The following is a 22265-nucleotide window of genomic DNA, read 5'->3' as shown; positions in this document are numbered from 1 at the left end:
CCCCGGATTCACCCCTGCGGGCGAGGAGGCGCCACCGACGCCCGCGACACGAGCACGGGCGCGACGGGCGCGAGAGCGGATGCCGCGGCATCCGCTCCCGAGATCAGCGACGCCACGGCGCGACGGGCGAGTTCGCCGAAGTCCTGCCTGACTGTCGTGAGCGGCGGCCAGTAGTACGCCGAGTCCGGGATGTCGTCGAAGCCGACCACGCTGATGTCCCCCGGCACATCCAGGCCGGCCTCGCGCAGGCCGGTGAGCAGGCCGAGCGCCATCTGGTCGTTCGCGGCGAACACGGCCGTGGCGCCCGTGCCGCGGATCTCGGCTGCCGCGTCGTAGCCGGAGCGGGCCGTCCAGTCGCCGACGAGCACGCGTCCGGGCGGCAGCCCGCGATCCGCCAGCTCGGCCTGGAATCCCTCGACGCGGGACTCCGCCTCGAGCCAGTCGACGGGACCGGCCAGATGCGCGATGCGTGCGTGCCCGGCATCCGCCAGCGCGGCGACGGCGAGCCGCGCACCCGCGGCATGGTCGACCGACAGGCCACGGGCGCCGCGTCCGGCGGAGTGCAGCGTGACGACGGGGATGCCGATGCGCGAGACGTCGAGCGCGAGCAGCGTCCGCGCATGCGGCGCGACGACCACGATGCCCTCGACCCCCTGCGCGATCAGGTGATCCACGGCTGCGGCGACCGCGGCATCGTCCGCGGCATCCGCGAAGGCGGCGGACACCCAGTACCCGGCTTCGCGCGCGCTGGATTCGATGGCCGCGATGCTCCGCGACGGACCGTACAGCAGGGCGTCGGACGCGAGGATGCCGAGCGTGCGCGTCCGCCGCGTGCCGAGCGCTCGGGCGGCGTTGTTCATGCGGTAGCCGAGGTCGTCCATGGCGGCGAGCACGCGGTCACGGGTGTCCGCGGCGACCTCGGGGTGATCGTTGAGCACCCGCGAGACGGTCTGCCGCGAGACACCTGCGAGGGCGGCGACGTCGCGCACGCCGACCGTGCGCCCCTGGGTGCTGATCGACTCGCTCACGCCGTCGAGTGTATGGCCAGCGGAGCCATCCGCTCGTCGTCGTGCCAGTCTGGTGACATGCGCATCGCTCTCACGGGGTCCTCGGGCAAGCTCGGCCGCGTCGTCGCACGCGAACTACGATCCAACGGCTACGACGTCATCGGAATGGATGTGACGGGCGTCCGCGGGCCGGACTTCGTCCAGGTCGATCTGACCGATTACGGCCAGGTCGTCGACGCATTCACCGCGGTCGGCGACCGGCACGACGGGATCGACGCGGTCGTGCATCTGGGCGCGATCCCCGCCCCTGGCATCCGCAGCGACGTCGCCACCTTCCACAACAACATGCCGGCCACGTTCAACGTGTTCTGGGCGGCGATGCGGCTCGGCATCCGGCGCATCGTCTACGCGTCCAGCGAGACCGTGCTGGGGCTCCCGTTCGACGTGCCGCCGCCGTACATCCCGGTCGACGAGGAGTATCCGGCACGCCCCGAATCGGTCTATTCGCTCGTGAAGACGCTCGAGGAGCAACTGGCCACCGAACTCGTGCGCTGGCATCCGGAGGCCTCGATCACCGCCCTGCGCTTCTCGAACGTGATGGATCCCGAGGACTACGCGCAGTTCCCGTCGTTCGACCGGGATGCGCTGCTGCGCAAGTGGAACCTCTGGGGCTACATCGATGCCCGCGATGGCGCGCAGGCCGTGCAGCGTGCGCTGGAAGTCGCCGGGCCCGGGTTCGACGCGTTCATCATCGCGGCGGCGGACACCGTGATGTCGCGTCCGAACGCCGAACTGATCGCTGAGGTCTTCCCCGACGTCCCCGTGACGCGCGCCATCGGGCCGAACGAGACCCTGCTCTCGATCGACAAGGCGCGACGCGTGCTCGGCTTCGACCCTCAGCACTCCTGGCGCGACCACGTGTGACGCGCGGGGGCGGCCGTCCTATCGCCGCGCGATCGTCGACCCACGGATGACCAGCCGCACCGGCAGCGTCCGCGTGCCGTCTCCGATGTCCACGCCGTCGATCGCGTCGAACACGCGCTGAGCGGCGTGACGCCCGAGCTGCTGCAGGTTGGCGTCGATGCTCGTGAGCTCGGGTCGGGAATTGGTCGCGAGGACCTCCCAGTTGTCGTATCCGATGACGGCGAGATCATCGGGCACGGCGCGACCGAGGTCGCGGGCCGAGTCCAGCACTCCGCGGGCGATCTGATCCGATCCGCAGAAGATCGCATCGATCTCCGGATGCCGCTGCAGCAGCAGCGCCGCGGCATCGCGCCCCCAGTGCTCGGTCCACTCCGAGAACATCGGCGACCCGACGAGGTCGAGCCCGGCGTCGGCGAGCGCCGCACGCGCCCCGGTCAGTCGATCCTGCGCCGCCGCATAGGCGGGGTCGCCTGAGATGTGCGCGATGCTCCGGCGCCCGCAGGCGAGCAGGTGCTCGACGGCGAGTCGACCGCCTTCGACGTTGTCCGGCGTCAGCGAGACATCGTGCGGGTCGTCCGATGGCGCGTACGCATAGACGACCGGTACCGGGATGTCCTGTCCGAGCGATGGCCGCGGGTCGGTCTGCCGTCCGACGACGATGATCCCGTCGACGCGGCGACTCAGCAGCTCGCGCAGATGGTGCTGCTCGCGGATCGCGTCTCCGCGCGCATCGCACAGGAACACATTGACGCGCCCTGCGCCGAAGGCATCCTCCGCTCCCATGAGGATGGGCAGCATGAACCGGCCCTCGAGGTCGCTGGTGAGAAGCCCGACCGTCCCGGTCCGTCCGGCGAGCAGTCCCTTCGCCATGGCGTTGGGCGTGAAGGCCAGCTCGTCGGCGGCAGCACGGACGCGGACGCGGGTCGTCGCGGCGACGTCGCCCCGGTCGTTGAGCGCTTTAGATGCCGTCGCGATCGATACTCCCGCACGACGCGCGACATCGTTGAGCGTCGCGGCCTTCGCCGTGGTCTCGCCTGCTGCCACCGCATCCTCCTGGTCCCGACGGGTGCCGACTCGTTGCTGAAAGGTTATCGGACCGCCTCTTGACCGGCGGATGATTCACACGCTATACCTTTTCGAAAGGGGTTTCGGAGTTTTCGCTCGCGCCCTGATCCCCGTCTTCAGCATCCGCTCGATACCGCTCGAAGAAGAGCCGAGGAGGCACCTCATGCACACCCCACGACGCCGCACGATCAGACGTGCGGCCATCGCCATCGCCACGACCGCCGCACTGGTGGGCTCGCTCGCTGCCTGCGCGGGTGGAGGCGACCCGGAGCAACCGGCCGAGGCGATCCCCGCCGAGGGCGTCGACGACGGGTCGACGCTGACTCTCTGGACTCGCGCTCCTCTGGAGCACCAGGCCAATCTTCTCGTCGATGCCTACAACGAGACCCACGAGAACCAGGTCGAGCTCACCGTCGTCCCCAACGACGACTACGTGGCCAAAGTCGGGGCTGCCGCCGGCTCCGGCGGGCTGCCCGACCTCTTCGCCGCCGACATCGTGTACGTGCCGAACTGGGTGCAGCAGGGCCTGTTCGCCGACATCAGCGAGCAGATCGACGGCCTCGACTTCAAGGACTCGATCAACGAGGGCCACCTGTCGGCAGGCACCTACGAGGACAAGGAGTACGTGCTGCCGTTCGTGCTCGATCTGTCCATGCTGTTCTGGAACAAGGAGCTCTTCGCCGAGGCGGGCCTCGACCCGGAGAAGGCACCGGCGACGCTCGAGGAGTTCGCTGCCGCCGCCGAGGCGGTGCAGGCGTTGAACAAGCCGGACACGTACGGCACCGCCACCGGTCTGAACTGCGGTGGATGCCTCGTGTTCACGTGGTTCCCCTCGGTCTGGGCATCCGATGAGGAGGTCCTCTCCGACGACGGGACGGAGTCGCTGCTGAACAGCGATGCCGCCCAGGAGGTGTACGACACCTGGGCAGGGCTCCAGGAGGCCGGCGCGATCCTGCCGAGCTCGACGGATGAGGCGGGTCCGACCTGGACGGCCGCGTTCAGCGAGGGCAAGGTCGGCGTCATGCCGTTCCCGGCGACGCTGCTGCCCACGCTCGAGTTCGACGCGGGAGTGGCGGGTCTTCCCGGTGTCGACGGCGGCGCATCCACGTTCGTCGGCGGTGACGGGATCGGTATCTCGAAGGACTCGGAGCAGTCACCGCAGGCGTGGAACTTCCTCAACTGGATGATGTCCGAGGACGCGCAGGTCGAGGTGCTCGCGAAGGACGGCAGCGCGGTCTCGCGCGGCGACCTCGCCGACAACGAGTACGCGGCAGCCGACCCGCGAGTGGTCACGATCAACGAGGTGGCCGCGCAGGGCGACACCCCGGTCGCGATCAACTTCCAGCAGGCGTTCAACGCGCCCGGCAGCCCCTGGCTGAACCTCGTGCGCAACGCGGTGCTCAAGGGCACCGATTCCGTGGACGCCGACAACGACGAGATCACCGCGATCCTCTCGCAGTGACCATGACATCGACTGCACTCCTGAGGGGCCGCCGCCGGTCGCGCACTGGCTACGGCGGCCCCGTCCAGGGCTGGCTGTATGCAGCCCCGACCGCGATCTTCGTGGCGCTGCTGTTCGTCGTGCCTCTGGTGCTGGTGTTCCAGATGTCGGCATCCGATTGGCCGCTGCTGAGCGGCAATCAGGGCGTCAACCTCCCCGAGAACTACGTGGACGCCGTGAACCATCGGCTGTTCTGGGACTCGATCTGGTTCACCCTCAAGTACACCCTGATCGCGACGGTGCTGCTGATCGGCCTCGGCCTCGGCCTCGCACTGCTCGTCCAGGAGTCCACCCGCTGGAAGGGATTCCTGCGCACCGCGTTCCTCATTCCCAGCGCTCTCGGCCTGGCTTCGGCATCCCTGTTGTTCTACGTGCTGTACTCCCCGATCGCCGGGCCCTTCGCCGATCTCATGAAGTCCTGGGGGATCACGTTCCTCGGCACGCCTGAAGGGGCGCTGTGGTCGACGATCTTCCTCATCGTCTGGCGCTACGCCGGGTTCTACATGCTGCTGATGCTCGTCGGCCTGCAGGGCATCCCCGACGACGTCTACGAAGCCGCCCGTATCGATGGGGCGAGTCGCTGGCAGACCTTCCGAGACATCACGGTCCCGCTGCTGCGTCCGACCTTCGCGCTGACGATCGTCATGTGCGTGACAGGGTCGCTGCTCGCGTTCGAGCAGTTCTACATCCTCACCAAGGGCGGACCGGACAACAGCACCATGACGGTCGTGCAGCTCATCTACAACGTCGCGTTCCAGGGCCAGAACGACCTGGGCATCGCCGGCGCGCTCTCGGTGATCGTGCTGCTCGCACTCATCATCATCAACGTCTTCCAGCTACGCGCTTTCCGGCGCCCGGATGAGAACTGAGTCGAAGGCCGATCCCATGTCTCAGACACTGACCCGCACCCTCATCGCGCCGAATCACCAGCCGACCGCCCCGCGGTACCGCTCCAGGATGAGACGCCTCGTCTACGGCATCCCGTACTGGGTCTTCACGACCGCACTGGCCGTGATCTTCCTCTACCCGCTGATCTGGACCGGGGTCTCGAGCGTGAGCCCCCTTGCCGGGACGAGCCAGACCGATGGCTGGGGCTTCGGCAACTACGCCGCACTCGGCGAGTACCAGGCGGGCATCTGGGTGTACCTCGGCAACTCACTGTTCGTCTCGGTGCTGACCGTCGCGCTCACCCTGTTCATCTCGCTGCTGGGCGGTTACGCCTTCGCCCGCTTCTCGTTCCCCGGCAAGGACGCGCTGTTCCTCGTGACGCTGGCGATCCTCATGGTGCCGTACGCGACACTGCTGATCCCGCTCTACGTGATCCTGAACTCGGTCGGCCTGCAGAACTCACTGGTCGGCGTGGCGCTCGTCATCACCATGTTCCAGCTGCCGTTCTCGATGTTCATGATGCGCATCTCGTTCGAATCGATCCCGCGTGAGCTCGACGAGGCCGCGATGGTCGACGGATGCTCCAGCTGGAGCGCCCTCTGGCGCGTGCTGCTGCCCGCAGTGAAGCCGGGCCTTGTCACGGTCGGACTGTTCGCCTTCCTCACGGCGTGGAACGACTTCATGGCTCCGCTGATCCTCATCAGCGACTCCAACCGGATGACGCTGCCCCTGGCCGTCGCCAATCTCCGCGGGCAGGTGCAGGGGGTCGTCGACTACGGCGCGACCGAGGCCGGTGTCGTCGTTCTCGCACTCCCCTGCATCCTCCTGTTCCTGATCCTCCAACGGCACTACGTGCGCGGCTTCATGTCCGGCGCTTTCAAGGGATGACCATGTACGACACCACTTCACAGCCCGCTGCCCCCGTTGTCCCCACGCGCGGACGCCTGCGCCCTCTGGGGCTCGACGAGGTGACGATCACCGGCGGCTTCTGGGCCGAGCGCCAGCACGTGAACGGCTCGGCGACGCTGGATCACATCGAGTCGCGCCTGGAGTCGGAGGGATGGCTGGGCAACTTCGACCTCGCCGCATCCGGGAGCCTTCCCGCTGGCCGGCAGGGCAGGGAGTTCGCCGATTCCGAGATCTACAAGTACCTCGAAGCGCTCGCGTGGGAGATCGGACGGACGGATGCTTCGGCCTCCTCGCCCCTCGAAGCGCGCTTCCGCGCGATCGTCGCGCGCGTCGCCGCAGCCCAGGAGCCGGACGGCTATCTGAACACGAACTTCGGCCGGCCTGGCCAGGGCGCGCGCTGGTCGAACCTGGAATGGGGGCACGAGTTGTACTGCCTCGGTCACCTGTTCCAGGCGGCCGTCGCGCGTGTGCGCACCCGACCGGATGCCGACGACGGCCTCATCGGGATCGCTCGGCGCGCCGCCGACCTGGTGTGCCGCGAGTTCGGGCCGCACGGACGTGACGCGATCTGCGGGCACGCCGAGGTCGAGGTCGGGCTCGCCGAACTCGGTCGCGCTCTGGGCGAGCAGCGATTCATCGATCAGGCCGCCCTGTTCATCGAGCGACACGGACGAGGCTCGCTGCGGGACATCGAATGGGGTCGGAAGTACTACCAGGACGATGTGCCGGTGCGCGATGCCATCGCGCTGCGCGGGCACGCTGTTCGGGCCAACTACCTGTCCGCAGGAGCTGCGGATGTCGCGGTCGAGCACTCCGACGAGGGATTGCTGGCGGCGCTGCTCGGCCAGTGGGACCGCACGCTCGAACGTCGTACCTACATCACCGGCGGCCAGGGGTCGCATCACCAGGACGAGGCGTTCGGCGACGACTGGGAGCTGCCCACCGACCGCGCCTACTCCGAGACGTGCGCCGGAATCGGTTCGGTGATGTTCTCGTGGCGGCTGCTGCTGGCGACAGGATCCCCGTCGTACGGTGATCTCATCGAGCGGACGCTGTTCAACGTCGTGGCGACGTCTCCTTCCCCGGATGGCACGGCGTTCTACTACGCGAACACGCTGCATCAGCGGGTCCCCGGGGTTCCGGCCGATCCTTCTGCGACGTCGCCCAGGGCGTCGTCGTCGCTGCGCGCGCCGTGGTTCGAGGTGTCGTGCTGCCCCCCGAACGTCGCCCGCACCTTCGCGAGCCTGGACGCGTACATCGCCACGGCGGACGAGGACGGCGTGCAACTGCACCAGTACGCGCCGGCACGGGTGCGTACGACGCTGCCCGACGGACGCGTCGTCGCGCTCGATGTCTCGACGGACTACCCGACGGACGGTCGCGTGCGGATCACGATCGTCGAGGACGGCGAATGGACGCTCACCCTGCGGGTGCCGTCGTGGGCGGACGGGGCGACACTGCGCGTGGACCGCGCCGAGTCTGCCGTCTCACCGGGCGTGGCGACCGTGCGACGCGCCTTCCGCCGTGGAGACGTCGTCGAGCTGGACCTGCCCGTCGCGCCGCGTGTGACGGAGCCGGATCCCCGCGTGGATGCCGTCCGCGGCTGCGTCGTCGTCGAGCGAGGGCCCGAGGTGCTCGTGCTCGAGTCGACCGATCTCGGTGCCGACGTCGCCGAGGCCGTCCTCGATGCGACGATCGCCCCGGCCGAGACGGACGGCACGGTTCGTGTCCGCGTGGCACAGCGCGACACCGGAGCCGCCTCCGATGTCGCGCTCATCCCGTACCACTCGTGGGCGCAACGCGGTCCGTCGACCATGCGGGTCTGGATCCCGACGAGCTGAGGCGTTCCCCTCGGATTCGGCGAATCGACATCACCGCCCGCAGGACCACCCTTGATACCGCGGCGCGCGCCGGTCGCGCACCGTCGCACTTGCACCCGACCGGCCCGCCGTTAGGCTGGCCCGCATGACAGCGACGACGCCGACGCGCGCGACGATGAAGGACGTCGCCGCACTCGCCGGCGTCTCTCCCAAGACGGTCTCCAACGTCGTGACGGGCACGATCGTCGTGCGGGAGGAGACCAGGGCGCGTGTCGAGGCCGCCATGGCCGAGCTCGACTTCGTCCCCAACCTGAGCGCTCGGGGATTGCGGCAGGGACGCACGGGCATCATCGCCCTCGCCCTCCCTGATCTCGCGACGGCCTACTCGGCCGAACTCGTGCACCGGATCGTCGAGGCCGCCCACGAGCGCGGGCTCGCGGTGCAGATCGAGGAGACCGCGCTGGAGCCCGACCGCGAGAGGGAACTGCTCTCCCGCGCACGCGCCCACCTCGTGGATGGACTGATCCTGAATCCGATCCGACTGGAGGACAGCGCCATCCGCTACGCCGACCGGCTGCCTCCGATCGTCGTGATCGGCGAGGTCGAGCAGCACCGCACCGACCAGGTGCTCATCGACAGCAGACTCGCGGCGGCCGATGTCACACGGCACGTGATCGCTCGAGGCGCGCGCCGGATCACCGTGATCGGCGCCGACGAGCGCAACGAGGTCGCCACCGCGACGAGTCGGCTCCGCCTCGCCGGCGTCCATGACGCACTGCGCGAAGCCGGACTGCCCGTCGAACGTGCGCGCGAGGTGAACCGGCTGCCCTGGTCGATGGCTGCGGGAGCCGAGGGCATGAAGGAACTGCTCGCGCGAGGGATCGCCTTCGATGCCGTGATCGCCCTCACGGATTCGATGGCCGCCGGCGCCCTGCACACGTTGCACGACCACGGCATCGACGTCCCAGGGGACGTCATCGTCACGGGCTTCGACGACGTCGAGTTCTCGCAGTTCACGTCTCCATCGCTCACGACGATCGGGTTCGATCGGCAGACGTTCGCCGAGGCTGCGCTCGAGCTGCTCCTGACCCGGATCGATCAGCCGACGGCGCCGCTGCGGGCGCGGACGATGGCGCATCGGTTGCTCGATCGCACCAGCACCGCTGCTGCCCCGCGCGGCTACACCGGCTGATCCGGCTGGCCGGCACGCACTTCGGCCGAAGGCTTGCGCCACGGATTACCACGATGTAATGATGAGACCGCTCGATCCCCGAAGCAACGACGACTGTCACGAAGGAGTGACGATGACGCCCCCGCTCGATCTGTCCCGAAGGCAGTTCCTCGCTGCCGCATCGGTGGCTGCCGGCAGCATGCTGCTCGCCGGCTGCGCCCCAGGAACCGCCACCGGTTCGAACACCCAGACGCTCCAGTTCTGGCACCTGCTCTCCGGCGGTGACGGCGTCACGATGTCGAACCTGCTGCAGGGTGTGAACGACGCCCAGAGCGCGTACTTCATCCGTCCGACGGTCCTCGCGTGGGGAACGCCGTACTACACCAAGCTCGCCATGGCCGGCGCCGGCGGACGCGCACCCGACGTCGCGATCATGCACGCCACCCGCACCGTGGGCTGGGCACCGGGCGGCCTTCTGGACACCTGGGATCTCGACAAGCTCGCGGAGCTCGGCATCGACAGCTCGACCTTCCCGAAGCCGATCTGGGAGAAGGGCTTCGTCGGCGAGGGCATGTACAGCATCGCCCTGGACGCGCACCCGTTCGTCCTGATGTTCAACACCGACATCTGCGATGCGGCCGGCGCTCTCGAGCCCGACGGATCCCTGAAGGAGACCAGCTCCCCCGAGGAGTTCCTCGACCAGCTCCGCGAGGTGGCCGGCGCCGCCGACGGGCACGCGCTCTCCTACGGCTACCTCGGCGACGGCGCCCAGATGTGGCGCCTGTTCTACGGCCTGTACGCGCAGCACGGTCTCGAGATCGAGCTGCCTGTGGGCGGCAAGGCCGTCATCGACAAGGATGCCGCGGTCGAGGTCCTGACCTTCATGCAGTCGCTGCTCGACGGCGAGATCGCCGCGGCCCAGGCCGACTACGGCACCGCCGTGGCGGAGTTCGCGACGGGTCAGAGCGGGATGCTGATGACCGGCGTCTGGGAGCTGAGGACGATGCAGAACGCCGGCATCCCCTTCGATGCGACCATGATCCCGGCGATCTACGGGACCCAGGCGGTCTACGCCGACTCGCACTCCTTCGTGCTGCCGCACCAGACCAACGCGAATCCGGTCACGCGCGACCTGACCTATCAGTTCGTCGCCGACATGCTCAAGGGCTCGTTCGGCTGGGCGGAGGCCGGGCACATCCCGGCGTTCCTGCCGGTCACCGAGTCGCCGGAGTACGCCGACCTCATCCCGCAGGCGCACTACGCCAAGGCCGCGCAGCACGTCGTGTACGACCCGATCGCGTGGTTCACCGGGTCCGGATCCAACTTCCAGGGCGAGTTCGGCGCCGCGGTGCAGGGCGTCCTGCTCTCCGGAGATGACCCGGCCGCCGCGATCGACCGCTTCGAGTCGCGGGTGAACACCATGCTCGCCCAACCGAACCCGGCCGACCCCGAAGGGACCTGGAAGTCATGACCACGACCGCCTCCTCCTCGACGCGCGTCATCGTGACCGGCAAGGCATCCGATCACCGCGGCCGCCAGTCCGGACCAGCGAAGCGCGAGCAGCTGATCAGCTGGGCGTTCCTCGCCCCGTTCCTCGTCGCGTTCCTGCTGTTCCTCGTCTGGCCGATCGTGCACGGCATCTACCTGAGCTTCACCGATCAGTCCCTGACTGGGGCCGGCGGCTCGCTCGTCGGTTTCGCGAACTACGCCGAGGCGCTCACGGACCCGGTCATGTGGCAGTCGCTGTGGAACACCGTGTGGTTCACGCTGCTGTCGACCGTTCCCCTCGTCGTCATCGCGCTGATCATGGCGGCGCTCGTCGACCGCGGCCTGCCAGGTCAGTGGCTGTGGCGACTGTCGTTCTTCATGCCCTACCTGCTCGCCTCGACCGTCATCTCGCAGATCTGGGTGTGGATCTTCAATCCGCAGATCGGTGCAGCCAACAACATCCTCACGTCGCTGGGTCTCGAACCGATCGCGTGGCTGCAGAATCCGGACACCAACATGCTGTCGATCGTCATCGCGACGGTCTGGTGGACGGTCGGCTTCAACTTCTTGCTCTACCTCGCCGCGATGCAGAACATCCCGCCGCAGCAGTACGAGGCGGCATCCCTCGACGGCGCAGGAGCATGGCGTCAGTTCTGGTCGATCACTCTCCCGCAGCTGGGCCCGGCCACCGTGCTGATCCTCATCCTGCAGATCCTGGCGTCCCTGAAACTGTTCGACCAGGCGTACCAGATGCTCGGCGGGGTCGCGAGCGACACCACGCGCTCGATCGTCCAGTACATCTACGAAGCCGGTTTCGTCAGCTACCGATTCGGATACTCGGCCGCCATCTCCTACGTGTTCTTCGCAATCATCGTCATCATCGGCGTCGCCCAGGCCCTGGTCACGCGCCGCCGGAAGGAGCAGTGATGTCCACCGCAACTCTCTCTCCGACCGAGACGATCACCGTCGCGAAGCCGCGGCGCGCTCGCCGTTCGCACGCTCCGGGGCAGAAGCCCTTCGGCCCGCTGCGCGTCACCGCGTTCATCGTGCTGCTGCTCATGGCGATCGGCTGGCTGCTGCCGTTCCTCTGGGCGGTCGCCACGGCTTTCAAGACCGAAACGGATGCCGCCTCCGGCGACCCGTCGTGGATCGGCGCGTCCGGGCCCACCGTCGAGTCGTTCGTCGCGATCCTGTCGCAGGGCAACGTCTACATCTGGGCGTTCAACAGCCTGTGGACGTCGGTGGCCGTCACCGCGATCACTCTCGCGATCTCGGCCCTCGCGGCCTACGCGTTCTCGCGGCTGGACTTCACCGGACGCAAGTGGCTGTTCGCCGTGATCATCGCGTCGATCGTGGTGCCGCCGCAGGTGCTGATCATCCCGTTGTTCTACCAGATGCTCACCTTCAACATGATCGACACGTACTGGGGCCTGATCCTGCCGCAGGTCGTGGCACCGGCGATGGTGTTCATTCTGAAGCGGTTCTTCGACGCCATCCCGATCGAGCTCGAGGACGCGGCTCGGGTGGACGGAGCGAGCCGATTCCGGATCTTCTGGTCGATCGTGCTGCCGCTTTCCCGGCCGATCCTGGCCTCGGTCGCGATCTTCGTGTTCATCGGCGCGTGGAACAACTTCCTCTGGCCGTTCCTCGTGATCAACGACACGACGCTCATGACGCTGCCGGTCGGTCTGCAGACCGTCATCAGCGCCTACGGCGTGCAGTACGCCCAGGTGATGGCGCAGGCTGTCCTCGCCGCACTGCCGCTCATCATCGTGTTCATCATCTTCCAGAAGCAGATCGTCAAGGGCGTCGCGACCAGCGGCTTCGGCGGTCAGTGATCCCGCCCGACCCATCGAACAGCCCACCGAACAAGGAGAGCAATGTCTCAGGCCCGCATCACCATCGACCGCGACTTCACGATCGCCGACGTGCCCAGGAGGCTCTTCGGGTCGTTCGTCGAGCACATGGGGCGCTGCGTGTACACCGGCATCTACGAGCCAGGGCACCCGCAGGCGGACGAGCGCGGGTTCCGCCGTGACGTCCTTGCCCTCGTGCGGGAGATGGGTCCGACCGTGATCCGGTACCCGGGCGGCAACTTCGTCTCCGGCTACAACTGGGAGGACGGCGTCGGCCCCGTCGCCGATCGTCCGGTGCGGATGGACGGTGCGTGGCACACGATCGAGACCAACGCGTTCGGTCTGCACGAGTTCATGGACTGGGCGCGTGAGGCCGATGTCGAGGTGATGGAGGCCATCAACCTCGGCACGCGGGGCATGGACGAGGCGCGCGCACTGGTCGAGTACGCGAACCATCCCGGTGGCACGTACTGGTCCGACCTGCGCCGGCGCAACGGCGCGGCCGAGCCCTTCGACATCAAGCTCTGGTGCCTCGGCAACGAGCTGGACGGTCCGTGGCAGATCGGCGGCAAGACGCCGGCCGAGTACGGGCGCCTCGCCCAGGAGACGGCCAAGGCGATGAAGCTCGTCGACCCGTCGATCGAGCTGGTCGCGGTCGGGTCGTCCAACCGCGGGATGCCGACGTTCGGCACCTGGGAGCACACCGTGCTCACGCACGCGTACGACGAGGTCGACTACATCTCGATGCACGCGTACTACCAGGAGCACGACGGCGACACCGAGTCGTTCCTCGCGGATGCCGTCGACATGGACGCCTTCATCGAGGGCGTCATCGCCACGGTCGACGCGGTCAAGGCCGCGGGCAAGCACACCAAGCAGGTCAACATCTCGTTCGACGAGTGGAACGTGTGGGATCAGCACAAGTACAACAGCGTCGAGGTGGGCGAGATCGAGGCGGCCGGCTGGAAGGAGCACCCCCGCCTGATCGAGGACACCTACTCCGTGACGGATGCCGTGGTCGTCGGCACCCTGCTGAACAGCCTGCTCCGGCACGGCGACCGCGTGAAGATCGCGAACCAGGCGCAGCTGGTCAACGTGATCGCGCCGATCCGCTCCGAGGAGGGCGGGCCCGCGTGGCGCCAGACGAGCTTCTGGCCGTTCGAGCGGGTGGCCCGACTGGCGAAGGGGCGGATTCTGCGTCTCGCCGTCAACGCGACGCAGATCAGCACCAAACGATACGGCGACGTGGATGCCGTGGATGCCGCGGCGACCTGGGACGAGGAGACCGGACGCGTCGTGGTGTTCGTCGCGAACCGGTCGCTCGAGTCGTCGAACGATCTGACGCTGGACCTCCGCGGTTTCGGCGATCTGCGGGTCGCAGCGGCCGAGACGCTCACGATCCCCGAGGGCGGCGACCGTCTGACGGCGAACCTCGAGACCGCCCCCGATCGCGTCGGCATGGTGCCGCTCGCGGGCGTCGAGGTCGTCGACGGGGTCGTCCGCGCGACGCTGCCGCCGGTCTCCTGGTCGGTGATCGAGCTCGCGTAGCCGCACCCGCCTTTACTGAGGCGCCTGCATCCTGCAGGACATCCGCATGAATGCAGTGCCGCTCGCGCAGAGTCGACGTGCGGGATGCAGAATCCACTGCAGGATGCAGGCGCGAAGCATCCGCGGGAACGGGTGGAACTAGTTGCGTCGAGGCGCCCCGGAAACGTCCGCCCATCGCGTAGATTTCCCTTGTGAGCATCAGCACCCCCGACGACGCCCCCGCACGTCGCGCCGCGTCGCCAGGGCCGGAACGAGCCGGCGGAGCCAACCTCGCGGACGTCGCGCGGCTGGCCGGAGTCTCACGGGCCACGGCATCCCGCGTCCTCGCCGGCCGCGCCGCGGGCAAGGCCGCGAGCCACGCCCGCGTTCTCGCGGCGGCCGAGGAGCTCGGCTACGTGGTCAACGGCCTCGCTCGGTCGATGATGGGCCTTGGCCGGCGCAGCATCGCCTTCGTGTCCAGTGTGATGGTCGGTCCGACCTTCGCCTCCATGGCAGGCGGCGCCGAGGACATCGCGACCGCCAACGGCCACCTGTTCACGATGTGCACCACCGGCGGGGACGCCGAGCGCGAGGCCGCGCTCATCGACGCCCTCACGGAGCAGCGCGTCGCGGCCGTGCTGCTCGTCGGCGCCACCCCGGCCACCGAGGAGTTCGAGCAGCGGGCTCAGCGCTACTCCGAGACCTTGGCGCGCGTCGGCGCCCAGCTCATCCTGTGCGGCCGCGCGGCGCTGCCGCACCTGCCGCACATCGCCTCGATCGACTACGACCATCGCGGAGGCGTGGCGAGCGGAGTCCGCCACCTCGCCGATCTGGGCCACCGACGCATCGCGTTCGTCGGTTCACTCGACGAGACCACCACGTCTCACCAGCGCTTCCTCGGCTACCAGGATGGCATGGCCGAAGCCGGGATCGAGTTCGACGACGACCTGACGGTGGCCACCGGCAACTCCTCGGAGGAGGCCGCGGCCGTCACGGCCGCTCTGCTGCAGCGGCATCCCGACGTCACCGCGATCGCCTGCCAGACCGACATCATGGCCGTCGGCGTCTGCCGCGGTCTGCACGCCGCCGGCATCACGATCCCGGAGCAGATCTCCGTCGTCGGCTTCGACGACATGCAGCTCGTCGCCGACCTCACCCCTGGCCTCACCACCGTGCGCGCGCCCTTCCACGACGTCGGCGAGCTGGCCGGACGCATCGCGGTCGGCGAGCCCTATGACGGGCCGATCGTGCTGCCCAGCGAACTGATCGTCCGCGGATCGACGGGGCCCGTGCGTTCTTAGCACCGGCCCCGTCGTCCGCCGTCAATAGGCGCCGAGATCCTCCCAGGGCCCGTTCGCCGCACCGGGCTCCTGATCGCGGGTCCACCAGCGGGCACGATACGCGCGCTCCTCATGGGCGATGATCTCACCGCCGGTGTAGACCCAGGACGACGTCCACGCCCGGACGCCCTCGCCGGCATCGGCGACGAGCGATCCCTCCTGCATCCACGAGCCCGTCGTCGACGCACCAGGCTCCTGCCCCTTGGTCCACCACTGCGCGACGTACACGGCGCCCTCGTGCTGGACGCGGTCTCCGTCGTCGTAGACGGCGGCCGCATCCCAGGTCGGCTCGACGGCCACGCTCACGCGCTCGCCGAACAGGCGCAGCTCGGCCACGCCGAGGATCTGGCCGTTCGCGATGCGCACGTATCGGTAGGCCGTGTCGTCGTCGACAGCCCACTGCTGCCATGACAGTGTCTTCGCCGGCACCGCGGGGGTGAGCCGCGTCCAGGTGACGAGATCCTGCGACCCCTCCAGCCGCATGTCGGCGATTCGTGACGTGCCGTACCCGTCCTGACGGACCAGCAGTTCCGCTCCGGTCAGGGCGAACGCGGCATCCGGGCCGAAGTCCCACACGTTGCCGTAGACGCCGCTGTTCAGCCGGGTATCCGAATGAGTGGCCGCGTCGCCGTCGAACATCCGCGCCGCGTTCTGCGTCCACGCCGGATCGGCCTGCCCGTCCGGGCGGAGCACGGTCGCCGCACGGAACGCATCATCGGCAAGACCATCATCGCTGGATACCGAGAGCACGGAGCCGTCCGTGGTCGCTGCCACAGGGGCGGCGGCCTGTCCGCCCGGCGCGGTGAACGCGACCGAGAACGCGACTGCACCGCGTGGGGCCTCCTGCGGCACCGGTGCCGTGGCGATCCACTGCCCTGGCTCGGGCGAGGACACCTCGGCCGCCGCGCCGAAGAGCGTGACACTCACATCGGCGTTGTCCACCGGACCGGCCAGGTGCACCTCGACGGTGTCTCCGGGCACGACGCGTCCTGCGACGGCATCCGGCGAGGACAGCGTGACGGTGTCCATCGTCCCCACCGCCTCGGTGCGCCGACCGTCGATGCGGATGTCGGCGATGCTCCACAGGCCCGGATAGCTCGGGTCGGAGGGGACGCCCGGTTCGTCGACCTGGAACTTCAGGAACCGGAATCGCTGGTCCCGCACGTCTTCGTGCACGTCGATCCACTCGATCGCGGCATCCTGCCCCGCGTTCGGATGCTCGGTGAGCAGGGTCCAGTCGGAGCCATCGTCGGAGCCGTACACGTTCGTGCCCTCGGCACGGTTCGCGAACGTGTCCCTCGCTTGGATGCCGAAGCGATCGGCGCTCACCCGGAAGCCGGTCCCGAAGTCGAAGACGATGCCGGTGACCCGCTGGTCGCCCCAGTGCGTCTGATTGTCACCGTCGGTGAGCGCGATGAGCTGCGCGGTCGCCAGCGGTGCCGCCGAGACCAGGCCCCGGTAGTCGAGCGTGCCGTCGGCGAGGGCCGGATTGAGGGCGACGAGGCCGTGCACCGCATCGCCCAGGTCGCTGAGCAGCCCGGCGAAGGCGGCATCGTCCGCGGAGTCGATGCCTGCCTCCGCAGTACCCCGGGCATCCGAGAACGCGGCCCAGCTGGCCGAGGTGTACGCGCCGGCGTCCCCGAGCCCTGCGGCCCATTCCTGGACGGCCTCCGCCCTCGTCGCCGCGACCGTCACCGAGATCGGCAGCGCCGTGACCGCCGCGCCGTCGGATGCCGCGGCCACCATGGCCGCGTCGCCCGCCTCGGCCGGTGTCCAGGACACCGTGGTCGCCGCGATCGCGGCACCCTCCGGAGCGTCCTGCAGGGCGAGGGTGACGGCATCGCCGCCGATATCCGTGACCTCGAGGGTCCGCGACCACTCCTCGCCGACGACGGCGACGGCGTCGAGCCGTGGCGCGTCCGCGAACACCGGCGGCGTGAGCACGCCGTTCGCCTGGGCGAGCACTCCGGCGACGTCGACCCGCGCATCCGATCCGGTCGCTCGCAGGAACACGATGTTGTCGCCCACTGCGCCTGGCGTCTGCGCGAGGTTCAGATCGACCCACACGGATCGCCACTCGCCGCCGGTGTCCGGGACGACGATCTCGGCGAACGGAACGTCGGAGGCAGTGCGCGACGCCTGGAGGCGGGCGACGCTGTCGCTGCGGACCCGGATGCCGACGAGCGACGGCTTGCTCCGATCCCCCCAGACCGCCCGCCGCACGGCCAGCTGCGCGTCATCCGCGGCGGCATCCAGCCGGATGAACGCGGTGCCGTCGGCATCCGACTCGCGACGCGCGCCGTCGCCGAGCGGACGGCCGAACTTCGCGACCGACAGCTCGGCATCCGCCTCCAGCGGCGCGACGGCGTCGTCCGCCTCGGCGAGTGCTTCGGGGAACGCGACCCAGTACTCGGCGCCGGTGTAATCCGATCCGCGGTCGTTCCAGAAGTTCTGCACGTTCGCGCCGTAGTGGTACAGCGGACCGTCACGCTGCTCGTAGAGGGCGGCGACGTACGGCGCCTCTTCTTCGACATCGACTCCGGCGACGTAGGTGTACTGCAGGTACGCCTCGCTGAGCGGATCCTGCAGGCGCCCTCGGTAGGCCTGGGAGATTGCGCCGCCCTCGGTCGCGGGGACGTACGGCACCTCCTCCCCCATCATGAAGGCGTAGAAGGTGTCGGCACCCTCGAGGATGCGGTTGTCGAGGAAGTCGTACGCCGAGACCGCGTCCGACGCCTCCGAGATCGTGCCGTGCTCGGGGTCGAGCCGGGTGCCCTGGACCTCGACGATGCGGGCGAGTGCGACGAAGAGATCGACATCGCCCTGCCCGTGCGCCTGATCGCGCAGCATCTCCCTGTGCTGGATGTAACTCTCCCCGGTGGTGTTGGCGGGGTCGTCGGCGGGGATCTCGCGGAAGAGCTCGGCGAGCGAGCCGTTCACGTTGCCGCCGTAGAGGTCGTGCTCGCTCTCGTACCCGGCGTTCACCGTGAACCACTCCACGCGCTCGGCGTACAGGTCGGCGTCGTCGAGGAAGATCGCCGCGGCCACCATGCCGATGACGCCGTACAGGTGCTGGTTCCACAGCCTGTTCTGCGAGTACAGGAAGGTCTCCATCACCGGACGGACGAGATTGTCCTCGATGCGCTGCTGATCCTCGTCCGTCCAGCGCAGATCGTAGCCGTCGAGCTCGGTGTTCGCCGGTTCCGTGCTGCGGATCACCTCGGCGGCGATGAGCATGTAGTACAACGGGACGCCGGTGTGGATGTGCGCGTCCGCGAAGTACGCGTACTCCGCGGGGTCGAGGCTGCTCCAGGTGCGCAGCACGTGCAAGGCGTTCGCGCGGTAGCGCTCGTCACCGGTGACGACGTACTCGAGCGCCTGCGCCATGGCACCGAGACTGTCGCGCAGCGCGCTCGCCCGCATGCCGGCGCTCGCATAGGCGTCGTTCTTGGGGGTGTCGGTCCCCGGCTGCGCGTTCTCGGCACGGAAGTCCACCGACGCGTACTTCGTCTCGGACATGGCGTCGTAGTAGCTCGCCCACGGCTCGACGCCGGCGAGCACCTGCTCGCGCATGTTCTCAAGATGGTCTCCGCTGAATCCGACGCCCGGGTGGGCGAAGCCCTCATCGCTGACGGTCTGGACGATCTCGGGCGGCAGCGGCGCCTCAGTCGCTATGGTCGACTGCGCGGTCGTCACTGCTCCACCGAGGGCGATCAGCCCCACCAGGACGGTGCCGACCGCTCGCCGTGCGAACGGTCGTGCGTGGATCCTCATCGATCTCTCTCCTTCTCTCGTGCGAATTCGGGTCTCTTGCGAATTCGCGCTCGTTCAGATCACCGGTGTCCGCGGTCCAGCCGCATCCAGCACGGTGACGTCGTCTACGAGCACGGTGCACCCCTGAACGAGGTACGGCGGCCTCGCGTCTGGCTGCTGAGCCTCGAAGAGCACGGCCTCGAGCCGCAGCTGCTCGACATTGCGCACGTCGAGGAAGGTCGTCCGGCTCCAGGTCGGGAAGTAGTTGGACGATGCGCCTTCCGTATTCACCAGCGCGCCGTCGACCACCTCGGGGTAGTCCTCCAGCCGGTGCGACGGCACCTGCACCCCGCCCCAGGGGAGATACGTGATGTCGCGCAGCGTGAGATATCGGATCGGTCGGCCGCGGGCGGCATCCACACGGATACCGGCGAACTCGGCGGTGCCCTGCACGTCGTGGTCGAACCGCCACTGCTCCGCGGCCATCTCGGCGGAGTCGACCGCGGTCAGACCCGATACCCGGATGTGCGAGAGCTCGCCGATCGCCGGCATGCCGTCCAACTCCTTGGAGGAGCCGAGGCCGTCCGGCTCGAAACGGTTGTTCAGGAGGAACCAGAGCGGCCGACGGACGTCATGCATGATCAGATCGCTGATCGCGATCCGGGTGATGACGCCGCCCTCGGTGCACTCGATCTTCACGCCCTCGCGCAGAACGCGCGTCATGGTGATGCCCTGGATCGTGACGTCGCTGATCGTCCCGATGGACTTCAGACCGATGCGGACGCCGGCGCAGACCGAGGTCAGTTCGCAGTCGCTGATGTGGACATCGCGAGTGGGGCGCTCGCGGCTCGACGCCTGCAGACAGATGTTGTCGTCCGTCCCGGTGATGTGGCATCCGCGCACGTAGACGTGCTGGCAGCCGTCGAAGTTCAACCCGTCGCCGTTGAGGTTCGATTCGTTGTGGATCCGCACGTTCTCGACCCAGATCCAGCTCGAATCCAGGAATGCCGTCGTCCAGCCCGCTGCGTCGAGCAGCTGGATGTCTCTCACTCGCACGTGGCTCGCGCGGAGCGTGCGCAGCATCATGGGGCGGGACTGCCCGACCCGGGGGAACGCAGGACCGTTGCCGTTGATCTCACCGGGCCCGCTCACCGTGACGTGCTCGACGTCCTCGGCGAACAGCAGGCACCGATCGAGGTCGGGTTCATTGCGATAGCGGTTGTGATGGACGTCTTCCGGATAGTCCGCGGCGTCGGCGCTCGCCAGGATGCGAGCCGATGCCGCGATGTGCAGTTCGACTCTCGAGCGCAGCCGCAGGGTGCCCGTGAGATAGGTGCCGTGCTCGACGACGACGCGGCCGCCGCCGGCATCCGCGCACGCGTCCAGCGTCGCTTGCAGCGCAGCGGTGTCCTTCGTGATGCCGTCACCGGCCGCACCGAAGTCGCGGGGGTCGTAAGCGGGCGTCATGGATCAGACCTCCCGCTGCTCGAGAGTGATCGGTCCGATGTCAGCACCCCAACCGCGCCCGTCGAGATCATCGGCGCGCACGCCGAGGAAGAGCCCGGTGAACCGCAGCCGTCCGCCGTGATCGTCCGACAGCGTCCACGCCGGGTAGACGCCGGGCACCACATGCTCATCGCCGTCGGCATCCGCCCAGGCGAAAGTCAGCTCGGGGCCCCGCAACCGCGCGATCAGGCGCACCGGCCCCTCTGCGACCGGCACCGCATCCGACCGTGTGGTCCGCACCCCGTCGCGGGACACGACACGCAGGTGTCGGCCGTTCTCGGCATCCCAAGCGACCTGCAGCTGGATCCACCCGTTGCGGTCGTACCACGCGATGATGCCCGCGCTCTCGCGCGTCGAGCGCGGCTCGGCATCCACCAGCGCCGCGAAGTCGGTCTCGTGCTCTTCGGCCCTCGTCAGGATCATCGATTGGTCGAAGACGGATGCCGGAGAATGACCACCCCGCAGCCGCAACCATCCGGGCCGCTCTGTGAGTGATCCCGATGACAGCGGTGCACGCAGCGTCGACCAGCGGCGATCGTCGAGCACGGGCTGCGCGAAGCGTTCCGTCCACGAAGACGCCGGTCGGGATTCCGCGCCCAGGACGGCGTGATGCCCGCCGCCCGCCAGCCGCAGCCAGCCCTCGTCGTCGAACACCACGCGCTGCAGACAGGTCTCGCGGCCGAGCGTGCTGTACCGCTCTCCCAGATGCAGGGTCGGGCGAGCAGCGAGGTGCACGAGCATCCACTCCCCCTCCGAGGTCCGCACGAGCTCTCCGTGCCCCGCCTTCTGCAGAGGGATGCCGGGGGCGTCGCGGCTCGTCAGCACGAACGGCTGCGGGTCCCGCGCGTACGGCCCGAGTCGGTTCCGCGAGCGCGCCATCGTGATCGCGTGGTTCCAGCCGGTGCCACCGGCCGCGATCAGCATGTAGTACCAGTCGCCGATCCGGTAGAGGTTCGGTCCCTCGACGAGCGTCGGCTCCTGGTACAGCAGCGTCGCGGTGCCGGCGGTGCGCCTCTCGTCCGGCAGATACTGCTCCAGCACGAGGCCCCCGAACGACGGATGCTCGGGGCGCTGGTCCCACTGCACACCGACGATCCAATGCGTCCCGTCCGTGTCGTGGAAGAACGAGAAGTCGAACCCGCGCGAGCCCAGGTGCACGGGCTCGCTCCAGGGGCCGTCGATGCTCTCGGCCGTGACGAGGTAGTTGTCGATGTCCTTGTCGTCGCCGTCCATGGAGCGCACGATCGAGTAGGCCAGCCAGAACTTCCCCTCGGCATGGCTGAGGCTGGGAGCCCAGACACCACCGGAGTCCGGTACGCCGCGCAGGTCCAGTTCGAGGGCGTGGCCGACCACATGCCAGGACCGCAGGTCCGTCGAGTGGTGCAGGCGCACCGCCGGGTGGTACTCGAACGTGCTCGTCGCGATGTAGTAGTCGTCGCCCACGCGCAGGACCGACGGGTCGGGGGTGAAGCCCCGCAGGATCGGGTTGCGGACGGCGGCGGTCATGCGG

Annotated in this window: 16 protein-coding genes; 11 read left to right on the top strand and 5 right to left on the bottom strand. The window is 68.7% G+C overall.

Annotation, left to right across the window (positions count from 1 at the left end; translation table 11 throughout):
- Positions 1–8 precede the first annotated feature (8 nt).
- Entirely contained in the window at positions 9–1028 is a 1020-nt protein-coding gene (locus ACWAT3_RS04885) for a LacI family DNA-binding transcriptional regulator (RefSeq protein ID WP_460796347.1), read from the bottom strand.
- Between the two features lie 57 nt (positions 1029–1085).
- Here ACWAT3_RS04885 and ACWAT3_RS04880 point away from each other — a divergent pair, with 57 nt between their 5' ends.
- Entirely contained in the window at positions 1086–1931 is an 846-nt protein-coding gene (locus ACWAT3_RS04880) for an NAD-dependent epimerase/dehydratase family protein (RefSeq protein WP_460796346.1), read from the top strand.
- An 18-nt stretch (positions 1932–1949) separates the two neighbouring features.
- Here the strand turns inward: ACWAT3_RS04880 and ACWAT3_RS04875 are convergent, their stop codons facing one another.
- On the bottom strand, positions 1950–2975 hold the full coding sequence (locus ACWAT3_RS04875) for a LacI family DNA-binding transcriptional regulator (protein WP_460796344.1): 1026 nt from the start codon (positions 2973–2975) through the stop codon (positions 1950–1952).
- A 184-nt stretch (positions 2976–3159) separates the two neighbouring features.
- Between ACWAT3_RS04875 and ACWAT3_RS04870 the strand changes: the two genes are divergently transcribed.
- From ACWAT3_RS04870 to ACWAT3_RS04825, 10 genes are all read left to right on the top strand, one after another.
- A complete protein-coding gene (locus ACWAT3_RS04870; protein WP_460796342.1) occupies positions 3160–4458 on the top strand; it encodes an ABC transporter substrate-binding protein in 1299 nt (432 codons plus the stop codon).
- A gap of 2 nt (positions 4459–4460) precedes the next feature.
- Positions 4461–5366, top strand: coding sequence for a carbohydrate ABC transporter permease (locus tag ACWAT3_RS04865; protein ID WP_460796340.1), 906 nt, complete (start codon positions 4461–4463; stop codon positions 5364–5366).
- Between the two features lie 16 nt (positions 5367–5382).
- Complete coding sequence (locus tag ACWAT3_RS04860) at positions 5383–6273, top strand: carbohydrate ABC transporter permease (protein WP_460796338.1); 891 nt, start codon at positions 5383–5385, stop codon at positions 6271–6273.
- Entirely contained in the window at positions 6270–8135 is a 1866-nt protein-coding gene (locus ACWAT3_RS04855; RefSeq protein WP_460796336.1) for a glycoside hydrolase family 127 protein, read from the top strand. Before ACWAT3_RS04860 ends, ACWAT3_RS04855 begins: the two co-directional genes overlap by 4 nt.
- 124 nt (positions 8136–8259) lie before the next feature.
- Complete coding sequence (locus ACWAT3_RS04850; RefSeq protein WP_460796334.1) at positions 8260–9306, top strand: LacI family DNA-binding transcriptional regulator; 1047 nt, start codon at positions 8260–8262, stop codon at positions 9304–9306.
- A 112-nt stretch (positions 9307–9418) separates the two neighbouring features.
- Positions 9419–10756 carry an extracellular solute-binding protein gene (locus ACWAT3_RS04845; protein ID WP_460796332.1) on the top strand — a complete coding sequence of 446 codons (1338 nt, stop codon included), beginning with the start codon at positions 9419–9421 and terminating at the stop codon, positions 10754–10756.
- Positions 10753–11700 (top strand): carbohydrate ABC transporter permease, encoded by a 948-nt coding sequence (locus tag ACWAT3_RS04840; protein ID WP_460796331.1) that lies wholly within the window; start codon positions 10753–10755, stop codon positions 11698–11700. The genes ACWAT3_RS04845 and ACWAT3_RS04840 overlap by 4 nt, the downstream gene beginning before the upstream one ends.
- Positions 11700–12611: a carbohydrate ABC transporter permease gene (locus ACWAT3_RS04835; RefSeq protein WP_460796329.1), complete on the top strand. Its 912-nt coding sequence runs from the start codon at positions 11700–11702 to the stop codon at positions 12609–12611. The genes ACWAT3_RS04840 and ACWAT3_RS04835 overlap by 1 nt, the downstream gene beginning before the upstream one ends.
- A 42-nt stretch (positions 12612–12653) precedes the next feature.
- Positions 12654–14177, top strand: a complete 1524-nt coding sequence (gene arfA, locus ACWAT3_RS04830) for an arabinosylfuranosidase ArfA (RefSeq protein ID WP_460796328.1) — start codon at positions 12654–12656, stop codon at positions 14175–14177.
- Between the two features lie 191 nt (positions 14178–14368).
- Positions 14369–15457 carry a LacI family DNA-binding transcriptional regulator gene (locus tag ACWAT3_RS04825; RefSeq protein ID WP_460796326.1) on the top strand — a complete coding sequence of 363 codons (1089 nt, stop codon included), beginning with the start codon at positions 14369–14371 and terminating at the stop codon, positions 15455–15457.
- Between the two features lie 21 nt (positions 15458–15478).
- On the opposite strand, the gene ACWAT3_RS04820 is transcribed toward ACWAT3_RS04825, so the two are convergent.
- From ACWAT3_RS04820 to ACWAT3_RS04810, 3 genes are read right to left on the bottom strand one after another with little or no spacing between them, the layout of a single operon-like run.
- Positions 15479–19270, bottom strand: a complete 3792-nt coding sequence (locus tag ACWAT3_RS04820; protein ID WP_460796325.1) for a carbohydrate-binding protein — start codon at positions 19268–19270, stop codon at positions 15479–15481.
- 54 nt (positions 19271–19324) lie between these two features.
- Positions 19325–20716, bottom strand: coding sequence for a glycoside hydrolase family 28 protein (locus ACWAT3_RS04815; RefSeq protein WP_460796323.1), 1392 nt, complete (start codon positions 20714–20716; stop codon positions 19325–19327).
- A 3-nt stretch (positions 20717–20719) separates the two neighbouring features.
- Positions 20720–22261: a family 43 glycosylhydrolase gene (locus tag ACWAT3_RS04810; RefSeq protein WP_460796321.1), complete on the bottom strand. Its 1542-nt coding sequence runs from the start codon at positions 22259–22261 to the stop codon at positions 20720–20722.
- Between the last annotated feature and the right edge of the window lie 4 nt (positions 22262–22265).

This window comes from Microbacterium sp. GXF0217 (genome assembly GCF_054798195.1).
The sequence above is the reverse complement of the archived record's forward strand: the minus strand, read 5'-3'. Positions and strand labels throughout refer to the sequence as shown.